General features: G+C 60.6%; 15 protein-coding genes and 1 pseudogene. 4 read left to right on the top strand and 12 right to left on the bottom strand.

Going from position 1 to position 18,001, the window contains the following annotated elements; genetic code table 11:
• Positions 1–62: 62 nt before the first annotated feature.
• Positions 63–1,706 (top strand): purine-cytosine permease family protein, encoded by a 1,644-nt coding sequence (locus tag ACR9ZN_RS05065; RefSeq protein ID WP_454817373.1) that lies wholly within the window; start codon positions 63–65, stop codon positions 1,704–1,706.
• Between the two features lie 56 nt (positions 1,707–1,762).
• Here ACR9ZN_RS05065 and ACR9ZN_RS05060 read toward each other — a convergent pair whose 3' ends face one another.
• From ACR9ZN_RS05060 to ACR9ZN_RS05010, 11 genes and pseudogenes are all read right to left on the bottom strand, one after another.
• Positions 1,763–2,389: an ANTAR domain-containing response regulator gene (locus ACR9ZN_RS05060; RefSeq protein WP_481271526.1), complete on the bottom strand. Its 627-nt coding sequence runs from the start codon at positions 2,387–2,389 to the stop codon at positions 1,763–1,765.
• 123 nt (positions 2,390–2,512) lie between these two features.
• Entirely contained in the window at positions 2,513–3,703 is a 1,191-nt protein-coding gene (locus ACR9ZN_RS05055) for a transporter substrate-binding domain-containing protein (protein WP_481271525.1), read from the bottom strand.
• Between the two features lie 188 nt (positions 3,704–3,891).
• Positions 3,892–4,227 (bottom strand): annotated as a pseudogene (locus tag ACR9ZN_RS05050) (IS6 family transposase); the annotation flags it as partial.
• Positions 4,228–4,269: 42 nt separating this feature from the next.
• Entirely contained in the window at positions 4,270–5,337 is a 1,068-nt protein-coding gene (locus ACR9ZN_RS05045; RefSeq protein ID WP_481271524.1) for a dipeptidase, read from the bottom strand.
• A gap of 145 nt (positions 5,338–5,482) precedes the next feature.
• Positions 5,483–6,658 carry a serine hydrolase domain-containing protein gene (locus tag ACR9ZN_RS05040; protein WP_481271523.1) on the bottom strand — a complete coding sequence of 392 codons (1,176 nt, stop codon included), beginning with the start codon at positions 6,656–6,658 and terminating at the stop codon, positions 5,483–5,485.
• Positions 6,659–6,797: 139 nt separating this feature from the next.
• The gene (locus ACR9ZN_RS05035) at positions 6,798–7,946 is read right to left on the bottom strand and encodes a porin (RefSeq protein WP_481271522.1); all 1,149 of its coding nucleotides are present in this window, start codon (positions 7,944–7,946) and stop codon (positions 6,798–6,800) included.
• Between the two features lie 95 nt (positions 7,947–8,041).
• Positions 8,042–8,803, bottom strand: a complete 762-nt coding sequence (locus ACR9ZN_RS05030; RefSeq protein ID WP_481271521.1) for an ABC transporter ATP-binding protein — start codon at positions 8,801–8,803, stop codon at positions 8,042–8,044.
• A complete protein-coding gene (locus tag ACR9ZN_RS05025; protein ID WP_481271520.1) occupies positions 8,800–9,666 on the bottom strand; it encodes an ABC transporter ATP-binding protein in 867 nt (288 codons plus the stop codon). The genes ACR9ZN_RS05030 and ACR9ZN_RS05025 overlap by 4 nt, the downstream gene beginning before the upstream one ends.
• Positions 9,667–9,683: 17 nt before the next feature.
• Positions 9,684–10,610, bottom strand: a complete 927-nt coding sequence (gene nikC, locus ACR9ZN_RS05020) for a nickel transporter permease (RefSeq protein WP_481271519.1) — start codon at positions 10,608–10,610, stop codon at positions 9,684–9,686.
• Positions 10,607–11,689 carry an ABC transporter permease gene (locus ACR9ZN_RS05015; protein WP_434960369.1) on the bottom strand — a complete coding sequence of 361 codons (1,083 nt, stop codon included), beginning with the start codon at positions 11,687–11,689 and terminating at the stop codon, positions 10,607–10,609. Before ACR9ZN_RS05015 ends, nikC begins: the two co-directional genes overlap by 4 nt.
• Positions 11,690–11,692: 3 nt before the next feature.
• Positions 11,693–13,336: an ABC transporter substrate-binding protein gene (locus tag ACR9ZN_RS05010; RefSeq protein WP_481271518.1), complete on the bottom strand. Its 1,644-nt coding sequence runs from the start codon at positions 13,334–13,336 to the stop codon at positions 11,693–11,695.
• A gap of 320 nt (positions 13,337–13,656) precedes the next feature.
• Here ACR9ZN_RS05010 and hisC point away from each other — a divergent pair, with 320 nt between their 5' ends.
• Both hisC and ACR9ZN_RS05000 read left to right on the top strand, forming a co-directional pair.
• Positions 13,657–14,772 (top strand): histidinol-phosphate transaminase, encoded by a 1,116-nt coding sequence (gene hisC / locus ACR9ZN_RS05005; RefSeq protein ID WP_481271517.1) that lies wholly within the window; start codon positions 13,657–13,659, stop codon positions 14,770–14,772.
• An 18-nt stretch (positions 14,773–14,790) separates the two neighbouring features.
• Entirely contained in the window at positions 14,791–15,528 is a 738-nt protein-coding gene (locus ACR9ZN_RS05000) for a TetR/AcrR family transcriptional regulator (protein ID WP_441773551.1), read from the top strand.
• A 169-nt stretch (positions 15,529–15,697) separates the two neighbouring features.
• Here the strand turns inward: ACR9ZN_RS05000 and ACR9ZN_RS04995 are convergent, their stop codons facing one another.
• Positions 15,698–16,558: a LysR family transcriptional regulator gene (locus tag ACR9ZN_RS04995; protein ID WP_454819286.1), complete on the bottom strand. Its 861-nt coding sequence runs from the start codon at positions 16,556–16,558 to the stop codon at positions 15,698–15,700.
• Positions 16,559–16,654: 96 nt separating this feature from the next.
• On the opposite strand from ACR9ZN_RS04995, the gene ACR9ZN_RS04990 reads away from it, so the two are divergent.
• Positions 16,655–17,992 (top strand): aspartate aminotransferase family protein, encoded by a 1,338-nt coding sequence (locus ACR9ZN_RS04990; protein ID WP_481271516.1) that lies wholly within the window; start codon positions 16,655–16,657, stop codon positions 17,990–17,992.
• Positions 17,993–18,001: the final 9 nt, after the last annotated feature.

Here is an 18,001-nt window from a genome sequence, read left to right as displayed (position 1 = left end):
GGCCACTGAAACCTGGCTGCCCAGCTGACATTGGTACGACCGCGACCACAGGAGGGGACACCATGGATACAGCCAGTAGCATTCCAAAACCGGATATCATCTATCAGGACGAACCTGGAGTCTTGCGCCAGGCAGCTGCCGAAGACTTCTCTTTGCATATCGTACCGCCGACCTGGCGAAGCTCGCGTTTTTCACTCGCGATGGCTTGGTTCGGCCTGATGAGCGCCATGTTCTGGGTCGTCGTCGGGAGTACCGTTGCCCTGTCCGTCGGCACGGTCGATACGCTGATCGGTATCGCGTTATCGACTGTGGTTTATGGGGTCCTGTGCAACGTCGCCGCTCGCTTTGCGGCACGAAGCGGAACGAATGTGGCGCTGTTTTCCCGAGCGGTTTTCGGACAGGTAGGCGCGACTTTCGCTGCACTGCTGTTTGGCGTGACGATTACCTACTACGCTATTGCCGAGGGCACGATCGTCGCGATCGCTCTCCAGGACTATTTCGGCGGACCGATGAGCCTGTGGTATTTCATCGTCTGCTGTTATAGCGCCCCCTTGGTTATGCGTGGCATACGCACCTGGCTCGATCGGATCAACGGGGTTCTACTTCCTTTATATGTCGTTGGGCTTATCGCCTGTGTGATTTGGGCAATTGTTACGCACGGTTATTCAAATAACTGGCTAACCCATCTTCCGGTAAGAAGCGCTGACATGGGTGTCCCCGGCTGGTGGTTCGCCTTCACGGTCTATATGGGTGTGTGGGTCGTCGTGATGATGACATGGGATGTGGCCCGCTTCGGCCGCAAGGAGGATGCCGCCGCCAACGGTAGCACGAGCTTTGGCATTCCCTTCTATGTCGTCACATTGCTGATCAACGGCGCGGTCGGGATCTTCATCGCTCAAACCATTCCGATCGTGGGGCCGTTGTCGGAGACTTCAGCGATCATCGGCATCGTGGCACTGATGGGGCCATTCGGAGTGCTTCTGGTCTGGGTCAGCCAGACAAGGATCAACACGATCAACTTCTATCTTTCGTCCACGAATATGCAGAACTTCTTTGCGCGGGCGTTCAAGATTTCATTGCCCCGTACCATGTGGGTGGCGATCATGTCGGTCGTGATCTTCCTTGTGATGCTCACGAATGTCTTCGGCTACCTTCTGCAGACGCTCCAGTTCCAGGGCGTGATCATCGTCGCCTGGGTCGGTGTCGCCATTACCCATATCGGCTGGTGCTATCGACGCGGGATCAGGGCTGACATGCTTGAGTTTCGTCCCGGTCGAGTTCCGCTGGTTAATCCGGGCGGACTTGGAGCCTGGGTCGTCGCATCGGCCGTCGGCTGTCTTCTGCTGGTGTTTGGCGGCAGCTTTGGTGGCATCTGGGCACCGCCGATCACCCTGGCTATAGCCGTCGTCATCTATGCGGCGTCACTGGGGATAGCGCGCGCGAACTGGTATATCGTGAGCCGGCCTCACGACCCGCGGAGCGAAGTCGACGATCCATGGACCGCGAGGATCCGCTGTAGTCATTGTGCGCAAGCCTATATCGCCCACGAAATGGATCGCGACCCCTCATTCCGTCATGAGCCGATTTGCCTTGCATGTGCATCTGACCGCCGCGAATTCCTGCTGGCGGCTCGGGCAGAGGCAAGAACATATGCCGGACGCTGCGAGCCTGTCATGCTCGACCCTCAACGCAGCTCGGTGACGTAAGTTACGATTGCGGGCTGCGCCTTCGGCGCAGCTCGCCTTGCATGACCACCTATCCCTTACGGAAATTCACGATCGCACCATTCTTTGAGGCTCGCCTGTTCGTCCTCGTCGCACCAGTCGAGTGCGTTCAAAATCTCGCCGGAAACGGCCTCCACCGTGGTTCGCCGCCTCATCGCCAGGTTCCGCAGCCTGCCATAGGCTTCATGTTCCGAGCGGCTGTTTGTAAGCATCATCGCAAGCTTGGCACGCTCAATGGTACGGCAGGTTTCGAGCTTGGCCTGCATGCGTTGCAGGTTTGCGCAAAGCCGCTTTTCGCGCCGGAAGTTATTGACCGTCACCAGGAGATTGGTGAGAATTCCGAAGGGTCGGATCGGCAATCCGATGACAGCATTCGCTTGCATTCGCAGCAATCTGTCGATCGCAAGCGGGTTTTCATAATCGATAACCCCGATCAAGACTGCGGGAGGGTCGTCAGCCTGCCATTCAAACGTCAGTTTATGTTCTATGATCTGATCGAACATCGCGAAAACGATATCGATGTTCTTGAAGGCACCCGGCGGGGGCCAGATTTCTTCGACGTGACAGCCGATCCGCATCAGGTGGGACCGGAGAGCCGCGCCCTCGGTATTCTTGGGCTGGACGAGCAGGACACGCAAAGATCGCAAGTCCTTGACCAGAAGCATCTGATCCCTCTCTTTGCCACTGGAAGAATTGGAACCCCGCATGATCAGACTCTCCCATCGGCACCTGTTTGTCGAGAGCGGCCTGCCTGTCCAAGCGCTTGAGGCCCCCCAGACATCACTGGATCACTCCTGAGTGCCGAAAGAGTCAGCTCGAAGCGTTTTCGGTAGGTCGGTGGTCTGCACTGGTCCGTCTTCGTCATCCAGGAAATAAGCGGTCCGATAGGGGTCCGGGGAGACGGCGTGGCTGGTTTCGGCAACGATCTCGAACTGCCCATCGTTTCGCACGACTCCGATCTTTGGCCAGACATGTGCGTGAGAATTCAGCGGGTCGATCGTGATTACGCCCTGCGGCGCATCGAAGGTCGTACCAAGAATTTGCGCACGCACGAGATTGACGTTGTCTGAATCGCATCGCCGCATTGCCTGCGCGACCACATGCGCTTGAGTGTATGCGGCCTCCCAGCCCATATTCGCATTTGGCGGTTCGCCGTGCGCGGCCTGATATCGCTCGAGACACGATCGATTTGCCAGATTGGTTTGTGACTGGAAATATGTGGCAGCCGTAATATGGCCAGATGCCGCGCCTACCCCGATCTCCCGGATGTCGGTTTCACTGGTCGTCAAGCTCGCCACGGGCATCTGATACGCGTCGAGGCCATTGTCGGCATAGGCCTTGTAGAATTTCACGTTCGAGTGGCCGACGAAATTGTTGAATACGATATCCGGTTTGCGGTTTTTCATATCCTTGATTAGGGCGTCGAATTCTTCAAATGGCGCTTCTTCTCGAAGGTAGCGTTGGCCAACGATCTCGCCGTCACACGAACTGATAAGATCGGCCATTATCCGCCCGGACTCACGAGGCCACACATAATCCGATCCGACGATGTATAGTCTCGGCGTGAAGTTTTCTAAAAGATATGATCCCAGGAAAAAGCTATTTTGATTAGGGACGGCGCCAAAATATACGATATTTCTTGAATATTCAAAGCCTTCATATTGTGCTGGATAGCACAACAATCCATGTTCTTTGTCTAAAACACTTAAGACCGCCTTACGCTGGCTGGAAGTGTAGCATCCGAGGATAATGCTTGTCTTCCTTTCCGACAGAAGTTCGCGCGCCATATCCTGATATGCTGATGGCTTTCCCTCCGGGTCGCCATAGATAGGAACGAGCGGGCGCCCGTTTATTCCCCCGGCTTCATTGATTTCATCAATGGCGAATTTGGTGGCGGACAGCATGCTGCGCTCAGTTGCCGCGGTCCAACCCGTTTTCGAGAATAATACCCCAATATGAACTGGTCGATCCCTTGTCATTATTGTGTAAGACTCCATCGCACGAAAATGGGGCAACCTGCCTTTCAAGCAGCACTATCGTCGTAGGCGATCTCAAACGCTAGATGAGCTAATCTAGTCGGTCAATGGCTTGTTCAGGATTGGCTTATTAAAGCTGAGTGCGGACGCTCATGAAACCATCGCTCGTGCAAAAGGGTTCTGTCGCAAACTCAAAGTATTGACGTAAAAGTCGATTGCCCTGTCGATGCGGCGGCGAGGATTTCGAACTGCTCGCAAAGCGCGGGTGTTGGATTATAGGCATATCTGGCCTGTCGTTGGCGCTTCATGTGAATCATCTCGATACAGGGCACGATTGTCGCTGCGCAGATGGTTGACTTGAACCCGAGCATGGCCGCGCTTGACGCGCCGATGATCCTGCTGGATGGGGTTGCTCGGATATTGGCTCTGGCGGATGCGGATTGGTTTCAACCGGCGGTGGGAACGATCCAGCAGACGGCTTCGCTGTCAGAGGTCGTAATGGCTTCCCGTTTTGTCTGGCTGCCCTCAAATTTAGGCAACGTACCAGTGCCGGTGCTGAGCCTCAGCGTTCAGCCAATCGTCCGCTCCAATATGCCAACCCAGTTCTTCCAAGCGATCTTCGCGATCAGCTCCTCTCCATAGCCGTGCTGGCGGAAGGCTTCGATCAGCCGTGGAAGCCCCGCTGCGTCGCCGATCTCGGGTGGAATGGGCGCTCCGTCGAAATCCGAGCCCAGGCCGACGCCGTCCTCGCCCACCTTGTCGAGCAAAGTGTCGATATGGCGCAGCATCATCTCGAGATCAGCACCTTCGGCGGTCGGTCCCCCGGGATTGAGGAAGCTCGTGGCGTAGTTCAGGCCCACCATGCCATGCGTCTCGCGGATGGCGCCGAGTTGCCAGTCGGTGAGGTTGCGCGCATGCGGGCAGATGGAATGCGCATTGGAGTGGGTTGCCACCAGCGGGGCACCGCTAAGGGCGGCAACATCGCGGAAGCCCTTTTCGTTGAGATGCGACAAGTCGATCATAATCCTCAGCTGATTGCAGGCCTTGACCAGGGCTTTGCCGGCGTCGGTAAGGCCCGGGCCGGTATCTGGCGAGGATGGATATCGGAATGGCACGCCATGGCCGAAGATGTTCGGCCGGCTCCAGACCAGGCCAAGCGAGCGCAGGCCGGTGGCGTGCAACACGTCCAGCATGGCAAAATCGGGATCGATCGCTTCAGCACCCTCGATGTGGAAGATGGCGGCGAGGGTGTCTTGCGACATGGCGTTGCGGATGTCCGCTGCGTTGCGACACACGCTCAGGAGCCCGACACGCTCCAACCTGAACAGGATCGAGGCCATGCCGAGGGTAGCGATGCGCGCCTCCTCCATCGGCAGGGGTGGTGGTAGGGGCTCGTCATTGCTGGGGATCGGGATGGCCGCTCCGGCCTTGGCCGCGCCTTCCTCCTGCGGCGGGGCGAAGATCGCGAACATGCCACCGGCAAGGCCGCCTTTGCGGGCGCGTGGCAGGTCGATATGCCAATCTGCCGGTGCGCCTTGTGAAAAGATCCGCATCCTATCGGGCTCCGGCGCGTGATAGAGATTAAGCAGCGCGTCGTTATGACCGTCGAAGACGGTGACGAGATTGTTTTGGGTCATGATCGATCCGTGTGATGCATTTCTTCGAAAATTGATGCGTCTTCGACGGAGAAAAGGCGTTTCGATGAATCGCAGTTCTTTCGAAGGCGAAGCTGTCCCGGCAACTGGCCTCCGATCCATTCCTGTCCTGAATCCCGCGAAAAGCTCATCCCGAAAGCTTCGCGCCAGCGAGGAGATCTTCGGTCACGGAACTCCTGAATTTGTCGTTCGCGTCTGCCTTGTCGATGTTCATCAGCACCGCGACGGCATGGCTGCGATCCTTGCTCAGCGCCACCATGTTCGTCGCGCCGGTATCGCGGCCGGAATGGCCGACGAAGGAGCGCCCGTCGATCTCCTCCGAGACCCAGCCCAGTCCCTGATAGGGTGTGATCTTCGGATCGACCTGGCGGCGCAACATGGCTGAGACGGCACGCGGGGATAAGATCAGGTGCCCATCGGTTTTTCCACCGAGCATGGCATGCAGGATGGTGGCAAGATCAGCCACCGAACAGCGCAGCATGCCGGCGGGGACGTCTGGATAGCCTTCCTGCGGCAGTTCGACGAAGGCATTGTTCTCGAACTTGTAAGGCTTGGCCAGCACGTCCGGCTTGAATTCCTTCAGATACCAATGAGCGTTGCGAATGCCGAGTGGTTCGAAGATGTTGGCCTCGGTATAAGAAGAAAAGCTCCGCTTGCTGACATGCTCGACGACATAGCCGGCCAAGGCGATGGCGATGTTGGAATAGTCCCATTTCCTGCCAGGCTTGGCTTTGAGGAACGACTTGTCCGGCGAATAAGCCCGCCCCCCCTCCACAAGATAATCCTTCAGGAAGCTCGACAGGCTTTGCGTCGGATCTCCCTCGCTGGAGAAATCCTCATAGCCCTCATCCGAGATGCTGGATGTGTGGGTGAGGAGCTGGCGCGGTGTGATCGGCAAATTGGAATGATGAGGGTTCCTCACCGGGAAATCGATGAATTTGTTGACATCATGGTCCAGATTGTAGCCGCGGCGCTCGAACAGCTGGACCAGGGCCGAGGCGGTGACCAGTTTGCTGACCGAGGCGAGATGGAGGGGCGTGTCGACGGTAAGCTTGCGGTCCTGCTTCAGATCAGCAAAGCCGAAGGCTGCCTTATAGCGTGTCGAATGACCCCTGCCGGTTATCGCCACGGCCACTCCCGAAACATTGGCGGCCTTCATGCGTGCGGGAATGCTTGCTTCGAAATCGAGGCGCCAGGCATCGAATGACTTGTTCGGCTTGTCATCGGCCAGGGCAAGATATCCCTGGGGGATGAGAAGCCCGGCCAAGCCCATCTTGAGCAATGAACGTCGCGTCGAGATCATGGTCGATACTCCTGTCTGGCGGCTTTGCCGCTGATTAGGTCTGGGTGCTGGAACTTGAGGAAGTGATTCAGGCTTCAAGGCGTTGCGGGATGACGGCTGCGTCGGCGGCGCCGTAGCCGCGGGCCATGGCTGTTTCCGGTTAGAAGATGCGGGAGATGCGCATGCCGGCAAGCCAGCTGTCGAGGCTGCGGCCGGCCCGGTTATCCGCGAGGGAGGCCGGAATTGTCTCCCGGCTCCAGGCAAATTCGCCGCTGAACCGCACATCTTTGGACAGCGAATATTTGAGATTGGTGCCGAGCCAGCCGGCCCGGTATTCGCCAAAGCCGGTGGTGTCGATAGCGGTCCGGCCGACATTGAGATAGCTGCCGAACACGGCGCCTGTCAGCTTGGGCGTCAGATTCATGCCGATCTCGCCGCTGACCGCCCAGGATGCCACATTCGTCAGGCGCCCGTCATCATCGACATAGGCGTCGGGCGCGGCGCCGATGGAGTCGCGCAGCATGCCGATGCCGCCCGTGGTGTAGCGCGAGGCGCCCTTGGCATAGGTCACCTCCGTGACGACATAACCGCCGGCAGTGGCCGGAACGTTGAGGCTGAGCGAAGCACCGAGGGCATAGCCCAGGGTCGATTTCGTGCTCTGGCGGCTGGCATGGTTTTCATGCAGGGCGGCCGAGAGCATGGCTGCTCCCCAATCCTTGTCGAGGCGCAGATTGGCGACGAGATCGGGCAGGCGTTGATGCCCGATGCCTTCGGCCTTATCGGTCTCCTCGAAGCGCAGAATGGCTTCCTGCCGGTTCTCGCCGTGTTCGACCGCGATCGTGCCCGTCACCCCGTCACCGAATGTCGCCTTGTAGGCCAGGAGATTGACGACGTCCTGTTCGCCGAAATAGTCGGCGAACATCGTGCTCGAATAGAAGTCATCATACATGCCGAACACCGAGTGGGCGTAGCCCGCGGTCAGGCCGGCGAATTGAATGAATGCGGTGTCGAGAACGGTGCTGCTGCCGTCCTTGGCATGTTGGGCGCCGCCATAGCCGTAGATGGTGATGAAGGAGCGCAGCGTGCCCCATTCGGTCTTCGTCCTGGCGTCGAAATCGAGGGCCGCCCGGCTCCTGAACTCGGTTATGTCGGCGTCCCTGGCAAAGGCGGTGCCACCACGCAAGAGATAGTCGGCTCGCACCTCGCCTGCGATCTGCAGACAGGTATCGGTGCCGGGAAGCAGGAAGAAGCCCTCGCCATAGTCGCGGCATGCCGAGAGGCTTTCGGCATACGCATCTGATCCCTGCAAAAAGACAGCACTCAACGTCCCCAGAACCAAGCCTGGTCTAAGCATGTTCCCACCCATGTCTTTATTGGCGTTGTTTTAGCCTGCGAAAGTCTTGTTCAGTCGGAATCGGATTGTCGGCGCACGAAGCCCTCGCTGGCGCGTAGAAGGTTGGCGGTGTATTGCTGGCTGACGTGGCCGGCGACGAGATCCTCGGCGGCGAGTTCTTCCACGCTCTCGCCGTTTTGCATCACCATCAGACGCTCGCACATGTGGTGGATCACGCCGAGATCGTGACTCACCATCAGGAAGGTGAGCTTGCGCCAGCGCCGCACATTCTCCAGGAGGTTCAGCACCTCCGCCTGGACCGAGGCATCGAGCGCGGAAGTGGGCTCGTCGAGCAGCAGAATCGACGGTTCGAGGATGAGGGCGCGTGCGATCGCCACGCGCTGGCGTTGGCCGCCGGAGAGCTGGTGCGGATAGCGGAAGCGAAAGCCGTTGCCGAGCCCGACCTCGTCCAGCGCACGCTGGATGCGCCTTTCGCCGTCGCCGATGCCGTGGATGGCGAGCGGCTCCTGCAGCAGGCGGTCGACGGTCTGGCGCGGGTTGAGCGAGCCATAGGGGTCCTGGAACACCATCTGCACCTGGCGGTAGAACGCCTTGTTGCGGCGATGGTCGAGCAGGCTGCCGCCGACCGTTATGGTACCGGCGGCGACGGGCGCGAGCCCGGCAATGGCGCGCAGCAGGGTCGATTTGCCCGAGCCGGATTCGCCGACCAGGCCGAAGGATTGACCGGGCTGTACGTCCACACTCACGCCCTTGAGGGCGCGGAAACGGTCGAAGACGACTTCCAATCCCGCGACGGAAAGCGCTGTCGTCATAGGGCCCACTCCGGCATGCGATCCAATACAGGCAGGGGGTGGCGGTCGGCGCCGATCCTGGGCATGCAGTCGATGAGGCCGCGGGTATAGGGATGCTGGGCGCGGATGAGGTCGGAGGTCGCCAGTTGTTCCACGACCTTGCCGGCATACATGACAACGACACGGTCGCAGAAGGACGAGACCAGACGCAGATCGTGCGAGATGAAGATCAGGCCCATGCCGCGCTCGGCGACCAGGCGGTCGAGGATGGCGAGCACGTCGAGCTGCACGGTGACGTCGAGCGCCGAGGTCGGCTCATCGGCGATCATCAGTTCGGGGCTGGCGATCAGCATCATGGCGATCATGGCGCGCTGGCCCATACCGCCCGACACTTCATGCGGATACAGGTCGAAGACACGTCCAGGGTCGCGAATCTGCACGGCGGCCAGCATGTCGAGCGCCCGCTCGCGGGCCTCGGCCCTGGAGACCGCCTCATGCGTCCGCAGTGTCTCGACGATCTGCCGGCCGATGCTCATGACGGGATCGAGCGAGTATTTGGGATCCTGCAGGATCATGGCGATGCGCTTGCCGCGCAGGGCCCGTCGCTCGGCCGGCGATGCGGCGAGAAGGTCGATGCCGTCGAAGGTCAGCTTTGCCGCACGGATGCAGGCCTGCGGCGTCAGCCCCATGATGGCTCGGCCGGTCTGCGACTTGCCGGAGCCGGACTCGCCGACAATGCCAAGCCGCTCACGTCCGAGTGAGAAGGAAGCACCGCGCACCACCTCGGCCGTGCCCGAGCGGGTGGGGTAGGTGATGCGTAGATCCTCAACCTCGAGCAGAGGGCGGCCCGCCGCGGCCATTGCGGTCATCGTCGTATTCGGCATGTTGTTGGCATCCGTGTTCATTGGTCGGCGCTGCGCGGATCGAGCGCATCGCGCAATCCGTCTCCGAGCAGGTTGAAGCCGAGGCTGACGGCGAGGATGGCAAGGCCCGGTGCCGCGGCCACCCACCACTGGTCCAGGATGAAGCGACGGCCGGAGGCGATCATCGCGCCCCATTCCGGCAGGGGCGGCTGCGCACCCAACCCGACGAAACCGAGGCCGGCGGCGACGAGGATGATGCCGGCCATATCCAGCGTCACGCGGATGATGAGCGAGGACGTGCACAGCGGCATGATATGACGCAGTACGATGCGAAGGGGAGAGGCACCCATCAACTGCACCGCCTTGATGTAGTCGGAATTGCGCACCGTCAGCGTCTCGGCCCTGGCGATGCGGGCATAGGGGGGCCAGGAGGTGATGGCGATGGCCAGCACCGCATTTTCGATGCCGGGGCCGAGGGCGGCGACGAAAGCCAGCGCCAGGATGAGGTGGGGGAAGGCGAGGAAGATGTCGGTGATGCGCATCAGCACCGCATCGGTCCAGCCGCCGGCATAGCCGGCCACCGTACCGACCAGGAGCCCGATCGGTGCCGCGATGATGGCCACCAGCACCACCACGAACAGCGTCAGGTGCGAGCCGCAGACGAGGCGCGAATAGATGTCGCGGCCAAGATCGTCGGTGCCGAACCAATGCTGGAGGGAGGGGGGCTGGAGGCGCGCATGCTTCAAGTCGCCGATCACCGGCGAATAGGGCGCGAGTTGGTCGGCGAAGATGGCCACAAACAGCAGGGCCAGGATGATGACAAGCCCGGCCACCGCCAGCCGGTTGGCGCGGAAGCGCTGCCACGTCACATAGGCACGGCCAAGCCTGGCTTGCCAGCGTGAACTCGGCCGCTCCGTAAGCAGCCATTCGCGACGGGATATCGTCAATCGTTCTGCCGCGCTCATGGCGTCTTCGTCCTCGGATCGAGCAGTCGGTAGAGCAGGTCCGCGAACAGGTTGATGGCGATGAACACCGAGCCGATCACCACGGTACCGCCCAGCACCGCATTCATGTCCACGTTCTGCAGCGAGTTGGTGATGTAGAAGCCGATACCCGGCCAGGAGAACACGGTCTCCGTCAGCACCGAGCCTTCAAGTAACCCGGCATAGGAGAGCGCGATCACCGTCACCAGCGGCACCGCCGCATTGCGTAGCGCATGCCCCCAGATGATGCGTGGTTCCGAAAGGCCTTTGGCGCGCGCGGCCACGACATATTCCTGGGAAAGCTCATTTAGCATGAAGGAGCGCGTCATGCGGCTGATATAGGCGAGCGACAAATAGCCCAGCAGCGAAGCCGGCAGCACGATGTGCCGCAGGACATCATGGACGACGTCCCATTGACCCTGCATGAGCGCATCCAGCAGGAAGAAGCCGGTGACGGGCGTGAACGAATATTCAAAGGTGATGTCAATGCGGCCGGGAAAGGCGACCCAATGCAGCTTGGCGTAGAACAGCACCAGCGCCAGCAGGCCCAGCCAGAAGATCGGCACCGAATAGCCGACCAGGCCGACGACGCGCACGATCTGGTCGGTCAGGCTGCCTCGCCTGACCGCCGCCAGCACGCCGAGTGGAATGCCGACGACCGAGCCGATCAGCGTGCCGAGGGTCGCGAGCTCGATGGTCGCTGGGAAGACGCGGCGGATATCGGCCATGACAGGATTGGAGGTCAGCACCGAGCGGCCGAAATCGCCGGAAAGCACGCCCTTGAGATAAATGTAGAACTGCTCGATCAGCGGCAGGTCCAGGCCCATTTCGCGCCGCGTGCGCTCTATTACGCTGGCCGGCGCGCGGTCGCCTAGCACTGCCAGCACGGGGTCGACGGGGACTACCCGGCCGATGAAGAAGGTCACCGCCAGCAGGCCGAGATAGGTGGTAAGGGCGATGACGAGGAAGCGTGCGACGGATTTGGCGAGCGCGAGAGCGCGGCCACCCCCGCTGGCCGGCAGCGCCTGTGTTTGCGTGATACCCAGAAGAGGCGATGCCACCTTCTATTCCTTTGTGATGTCGGCGACGAAATTGGTGTCGAAGCTCGGCCCGAGCTTGAGGCCCCTGACGTTGGTGCGCACGCCGGCAACCTCGGTCTGCTGGAAGATGAGGGCGAAGGGACCGGTTTCGAGCACCTGCTTTTGAAGGCGCTGGTATATTTCGACCCGTTTGGCGGTGTCTTTCTCCAGGAGAGCGGCCTTAGCTTCCTTGGCTAGTTCCGGCACGGCCCAGCCATTGCGCCAGGCCAGGGTCTGGTCCTTGCTGTCGTCCGAATTGTCGATGTTGGTGGCGAAATTCTGGGCGTTGGAATTCGGGTCGAAATAATCCTGGCCCCATTGGCCGATATAGATGTCGTGGTTGCGGGCACGGTATTTTGTGAGCGTCTGCTTGTCGTCGCCGGGGATGATCTCGATCTTGATGCCCGCTTCGCCGGCCGTCTGCTGGATGGATTCGGCGATCCCCGTCACCGGCTGGATACTGGTTACGTCCATGGTCACCGAGAAGCCGTCCTTCAGGCCGGCCTTCTCCAAGAGCGCCTTTGCCTTGGCAACGTCGAGCCTGAAGGGGTTGTCGTCGAGCTCGCCCAGCACACCCTTTGGCAGGAAGGTCTGGTGGGTTCCGCCGATACCCTTGATCAGGGTCGAGCCGATCGCGTCGTAGTCGATCAGATATTTGAAGGCCTGGCGTATTTCCGGCTTGGCCAGCTTCTCGTTTTTCTGGTTGAGGCCGATGTAATAGAGCGTCGCCTTCGGTGCGCTGGTGAGAGCAATCTTGTCGTTCCTGGCCACGGCATCGAGATCATTGGGCGCAAGATTGCGGGCGACGTCGATATCGCCGGCCTCCAGCGCCAGCCGTTGGGCTGAGCTCTCCTTCATATGGCGATAGATGACGCGGGCGAGCTTGGCCTTGTCGCCCCAATACTTGTCGTTGCGATCCATGACGACGGCTTCGTTGGCGCGCCATTCACGCAACGTGAACGGTCCTGAGCCGGCCGTATGCGCCTTCAGCCAGCCATTGCCGAAGTCATTGTCATATTTGTAGTCGGCGCTGGGCGTTACCGGGACGACATGCTCAAGCACCAGTTTCTTGTCCACGACGGCCGCCACGGTTGAGGCCAGGCAGTTCAGCACGAAGCTCGGCGCATAGGGCTTGTCGATCGTCAGTACGAAGATGTCGGGCGCCGCGGCCTTCGCCTTCTCGACAACATTCTGGCTGGAGAGGCCGAGCTGGCCGAGAATGAAGCCCGGGCTCTTGTCCAGCTTGATGATGCGCTCGAACGACCAGGCCACGTCCTCGGCTGTCAGCGGATTGCCGGAGGCGAAATTCAAATTGGGTTTGAGCTTGAACGTATAGGTCAATCCGTCGTCGGAGACGGTCCAGTTCTGCGCAAGGTCGCCCTTGACCTTGGACGGATCAGCCACGTCGAAACGCACCAGGAGATCGTAGATATTGGCGCCGATCTCGGCGGTGGAGAGCTCATAGGCCTCGCCGGGATCCATGGTGATCATCTCGTCAATGGCGAAACCCTCGACCAGCGTGTTGGCAGGCGTCGCCGCCAGGGCGGGCGCCATGGTCATGAGCAGCGCTGAAACGGCCGCATTCACGAGCCAGCGGCGCGGGCGAAAGACGGTCTTTTCCACAAACATGTGAACTCCTCCCCTGGTTGCCGGAGTCCCGCATGCCGGCCCGGTTTGGCCGTTCATCCGCGCTGAGGCTCTGGCACTTGCGTGCGCCGTTGCAGACGCAGCAACGGCGATCCATCTGTTCCGGGCTCGAAGCCGTTTTTGTTCAGTGGACAATAAAATATATGTATAGACTTTTTGCGATGTCAATGATGTTTTTTGTGCGCTGATCAAAAGCCGGCCGGGGCAGGGGGCGGAGCCCGCGGATCCACCAGCTGCGTCCGGCGGGTGCACAAGGCATCGCAAAAGCGCCATCAAAAGGCGCCTCACCAGGAGGTTGGAACATGCACTCGGTTCAGAAGAAGGCACTCAGGCCGCGCCAGGAGGTCGCAACGCTTCCCCTCTATAATGCGGGCATCTCGATCGCGGCTGCGCGACTGGCCAGCGGGCGGCAGGACATTGCGGCCTTGGCGAGCAACGAAAATCCCCATGGCACTTCGCCGGCGGTGCCGACGGCACTGGGCTCCCTGGTGCCGTCGCGCTACAGCGATTCGGCATGCACCGCCCTGCGGCGGGCGCTTTCGGCGAAACTCGGCGCTGACTCCGATCGGATCGTCTGCGGAAACGGGTCGGAAGAGTTGATCGCTGCCCTCTGCCGCGCTTATCTCGGCAAGGGCGATGCAGTGCTCACTATCGCCCCCTGTTTCGGTCTGCACGAAATCGAGGCGATGGCAGTGGGAGCGCAGGTGACCAAGGTGCCGATGACGGCAGCCTTCGACTATGACGTCGATGCGCTCGTGCGCGAACTGGCGCGCGGGCCAAAGATCGTCTTCATCTCCTCACCTTCCAATCCGGTCGGCAAGGCCCTGTCGCGGCCCCAACTCGACCGCCTGCTGGACGCGGTGCAGCCTGAAACCCTGTTCGTGCTGGATGAGGCCTATTTCGAGCTGATCGACCCCGATTATCCCGATGGGCTCGGCGTGCTGGCCGATCGGGCAGGCCTGTCCTGGGTCGTATTGCGTACCTTTTCCAAGGCTTATGGCCTGGCCGGCCTGCGCGTCGGTTACGGTATCACCTCGGATGACGGCATCGCCCGCAGCATGCGCACAACCCTGACACCCTTCAACGTCAACGCGGCCGCCCAAGTGGCTGCCATCGCCGCCCTCGGTGATGAGGGTTGGATGCGTGGGGCCGTCGCGCAGATCCGCCGTGATCGCACCCTCCTGGCCGATCGCCTGCGCGTCATGGGTGTGGGCGTCATCCCGTCGCAGACGAACTTCCTGTTCCTTGATCTCGCAACGGAGGCCGCATCTGTGGCTGACGCCTTGCTTCGGAAGGGCATAATCGTCAAACCATGGCGGGAGGCCGGCTATACCAACTTCCTCAGAGTGAGTATCGGAACGGCAGGGGACAATGAACGATTTGCACGCGAACTTGGGCACGCCCTCGGCCTTGCCTGACAGCAAGAGGCGGTGGCGGTGAGCGAACATCCTCCGGCAAAGAAACGGCATGTGGGCCGGGCTGCCGCCATCGGCCTGACCCGGGAGCGCATTGTCGAGGCCGCCATCGCGTTGATCGACGAGGACGGGCTGGGGGGATTTTCCGTCCGCGCCCTCGCCCGCCGCCTCAATGTCTATCCAGCCGCGCTCTATTGGCATGTCGGCGGCGACAAGACCGACCTGCTCGCCGAAATCTCCGGCTCGCTGATCGCCAGCCTGATGTCGCCGGCAGATCTTCCCGACGACTGGCGCGAGACGATCCGGCTGCTATTCCGGCGTTTTCGCGCGCGCGTCCACCAGCATCCGCATGCCGCGCCTCTGCTCGGCCCGCATATCCGCTCGAACGGTGCCCCGAACGCGCCCTGGGTCGAGATCATCCTGAAAGCCCTGACCCAGGCCGGATTTGAAGGCCAGCGCCTCATCGACGCCTTCAACGCCGTTGTGGGGGCATTGGAAGGCTATATCACCATGGAACTCGCTGCCGATGGCGCGAGCGAGGGCTCGCAATGGGTCCAGGCCTTCGATGCGGGCCTGGGTGAGCTCGACGCGACGCGCTTTCCGCTGATCACACGGCATTTGCCGCAAATGTACAATCGAGCTTTCGTGATGCGCTGGAAGAGCGGCGATGCCGCTCCGCTCCAAGAGGGCTACGACTTCCTGATCGAAACCCTTATTCTCGGTCTGGAGGCACAGGCGAGGCTTGGACGGGATCTTTGAGAGCAGCCTATTCGACGATTGTGATCTTCGAGCCATGAGGGACTGCAAGAAGCACGGATCGCCGCCGAGGTTCTGGATCGTTCGTTAGAACGATCGGAGAACGGCCGGCTCGCGCAGGGAGGGGCAATGATGACGCGTTACTGCATTCAACTGTTATGCAAAACGTGAGCTATAGGGACGGAAGGACCCGCCGGATGTGATCAGCAAAAGCCTCGATCGCGGGCGACCGTTCTTCTTCGGCAAACGCAATCAAGATGCCTAGCTGGGGCAGGGACGGAAGAGGTGCCTTGAGAATGAACAGGTCTGCAGGCACGGCTTCTTGAGTCATGACACTTATTGCGAGCCCCGATCGTGCAACGCCTATCAGGCCTGCAATACTGTTGCTCGCGTATGATATTTTAAAGCGTAGTCCGGTGCGGGCCATGGCATCGCATGCGGCCCTATGATCCATGGCGTTCGAAGCCGGTAAGGCCATCGGCACCGTATCGCCAAAATCATGCAGCTCCAGCGTCGGCTTGCTGCCCACCCACACAAGCGGTTCCGCACGCACCACGTCCTTCGACGCCTTCGCATCCGGAATCGACACAAGCGCGAGGTCGATCTGGCGCGCGCGTAAAAGCGGATGCAGCTCGACCGTCGGCGCTGAAACGACCTTGATCTCCACGTCGGGATAAATCGCTCCGAAACTTTTCAGCAGCGTCGGAAAGAAGGCGATCAGATAATCTTCCGGGCTGCCGAAGATGATCGAGCCATGCAGGCCCTTACCCGAGAACACCGAGACGGCTTCATCATGAAGTTTGAGAATGCGCTCGGCATAGCCCAGGAAGCGCTCTCCGCTTCCCGTGAGACGAACGCCGCTGCCACTGCGGTGAAACAGGCTTTGGCCGCCCAAGGCTTCCTCAAGCCGTTGAATCTGCATCGTAACAGCCGATTGGGTGCGACCCACCTGGATGGCCGTCGCGCTGAGCGTTCCCGAATGAGCTGCGCGAATGAAGGTCGCCAGCAACCTAAGGTCAAGAGAGGGTTGCATATCAATTCCATTGATATCTGAATCCAAAAACTATCAAATTTACTGCAATCCCGCCAGCCGGTAATCATGGCTCCAGCGCTTTGATGAGGCTGCAAGATGTCAAAAAACTTGGATAAGACGTTCTGGGCGTCGGCAGGAAAGCACCTGATCCGATATGGCGGCACATTCGAGCCCGCGATCATCGAGCGTGCCGAAGGTTCCTTTGTCTACGATGCCGATGCCAGGCCGATCCTTGATTTCACGTCCGGGCAGATGAGCGCGTTGCTCGGCCACGCGCATCCCCGGATCGTCCAGACGGTTAGCCGACAGGTTGAGACGGTCGCGCACCTCTTCAGCGGCATGCTGTCTCGTCCAGTGGTCGAATTGGCCGAACGCCTCGCCGTCCTGGCGCCCGGCCTTGACAGGGTGTTGTTGCTGTCGACCGGGGCAGAGTCGAACGAAGCCGCCATCCGCATGGCCAAGCTGGTGACGGGCAGGCACGAAATCGTCGCCTTCTCGAAGAGCTGGCATGGCATGACCGGCGTCGCCGCCTCGGCGACCTACAGTGCCGGGCGTAGGGGCTATGGACCTGCGGCGGTTGGATCCCTCGCAATACCCGCGCCCAACAGCTTCCGCCCACGCTTCAAGCACGCCGATGGCTCACTGGACTGGCACACCGAGCTCGACGATGCCTTCAATCTGGTGGACAGCCAGTCGACCGGCAGCCTGGCGGCCTTTATCGCCGAACCGATCCTGTCCAGCGGCGGCATGCTGGAGCTGCCGCAGGGCTATCTCAGCGCCCTGAAGCAGAAATGCCGCGAACGCGGAATGTTGCTCATCCTTGACGAGGCACAGACCGGTATCGGTCGCACCGGCGACATGTTCGCCTTCCAAAGGGACGGCGTTACGCCTGACATCCTCACCCTATCGAAGACCATCGGAGCAGGCCTTCCTCTGTCGGCCGTCATGACGACGACGGAGATCGAAGAGGCAGCACATGAAAGGGGCTTCCTTTTCTACACCACCCATGTGTCCGATCCGCTGCCGGCAGCTATCGGTCTCGCGGTGCTCGACGTGGTTGAAGAGGAGAACCTTGTCGAACGGGCCCGATATCTGGGTGCGAGGCTGTTCGACGGCCTGACGATACTCAAGCTGCGCTATGACTGTATCGGAGACGTGCGCGGCCGTGGCCTCATGCTGGGGGTCGAGATCGTGAAGCCCGGTCAGAACAAGGATCCCGACCATGAGCTTGGCGCGCGGATCGCCGCCGAAGCATTCCGGCGCGGCCTCAGCATGAACATCGTCAAGCTTCCGGGCATGGGCGGCGTGTTCCGCATCGCGCCACCTCTGACGATTTCGGAAGAAGAACTCGACCTTGGACTGGGCATCATTGCAGACGCCATCGAAGCCGTGTTCGCCACGACCTCGGATCGCCCCGGCATTGCTGCAGAGTAAAGGAAACGC

Source organism: Labrys sp. HAY1-8F (genome assembly GCF_056754975.1).
Note: the sequence above shows the minus strand (reverse complement) of the source record. Positions and strands in the feature narration are given on the sequence as shown.

Excerpts from the sequence above, each read along its gene's own strand:
- ACR9ZN_RS05065 (WP_454817373.1), top strand. The coding sequence starts at position 63 with ATGGATACAGCCAGTAGCATTCCAAAACCGGATATCATCTATCAGGAC.
- ACR9ZN_RS05060 (WP_481271526.1), bottom strand. The coding sequence starts at position 2,389 with ATGCTTCTGGTCAAGGACTTGCGATCTTTGCGTGTCCTGCTCGTCCAG.
- ACR9ZN_RS05055 (WP_481271525.1), bottom strand. The coding sequence starts at position 3,703 with ATGACAAGGGATCGACCAGTTCATATTGGGGTATTATTCTCGAAAACG.
- ACR9ZN_RS05045 (WP_481271524.1), bottom strand. The coding sequence starts at position 5,337 with ATGACCCAAAACAATCTCGTCACCGTCTTCGACGGTCATAACGACGCG.
- ACR9ZN_RS05040 (WP_481271523.1), bottom strand. The coding sequence starts at position 6,658 with ATGATCTCGACGCGACGTTCATTGCTCAAGATGGGCTTGGCCGGGCTT.
- ACR9ZN_RS05030 (WP_481271521.1), bottom strand. The coding sequence starts at position 8,803 with ATGACGACAGCGCTTTCCGTCGCGGGATTGGAAGTCGTCTTCGACCGT.
- ACR9ZN_RS05025 (WP_481271520.1), bottom strand. The coding sequence starts at position 9,666 with ATGCCGAATACGACGATGACCGCAATGGCCGCGGCGGGCCGCCCTCTG.
- nikC (WP_481271519.1), bottom strand. The coding sequence starts at position 10,610 with ATGAGCGCGGCAGAACGATTGACGATATCCCGTCGCGAATGGCTGCTT.
- ACR9ZN_RS05010 (WP_481271518.1), bottom strand. The coding sequence starts at position 13,336 with ATGTTTGTGGAAAAGACCGTCTTTCGCCCGCGCCGCTGGCTCGTGAAT.
- hisC (WP_481271517.1), top strand. The coding sequence starts at position 13,657 with ATGCACTCGGTTCAGAAGAAGGCACTCAGGCCGCGCCAGGAGGTCGCA.
- ACR9ZN_RS04995 (WP_454819286.1), bottom strand. The coding sequence starts at position 16,558 with ATGCAACCCTCTCTTGACCTTAGGTTGCTGGCGACCTTCATTCGCGCA.
- ACR9ZN_RS04990 (WP_481271516.1), top strand. The coding sequence starts at position 16,655 with ATGTCAAAAAACTTGGATAAGACGTTCTGGGCGTCGGCAGGAAAGCAC.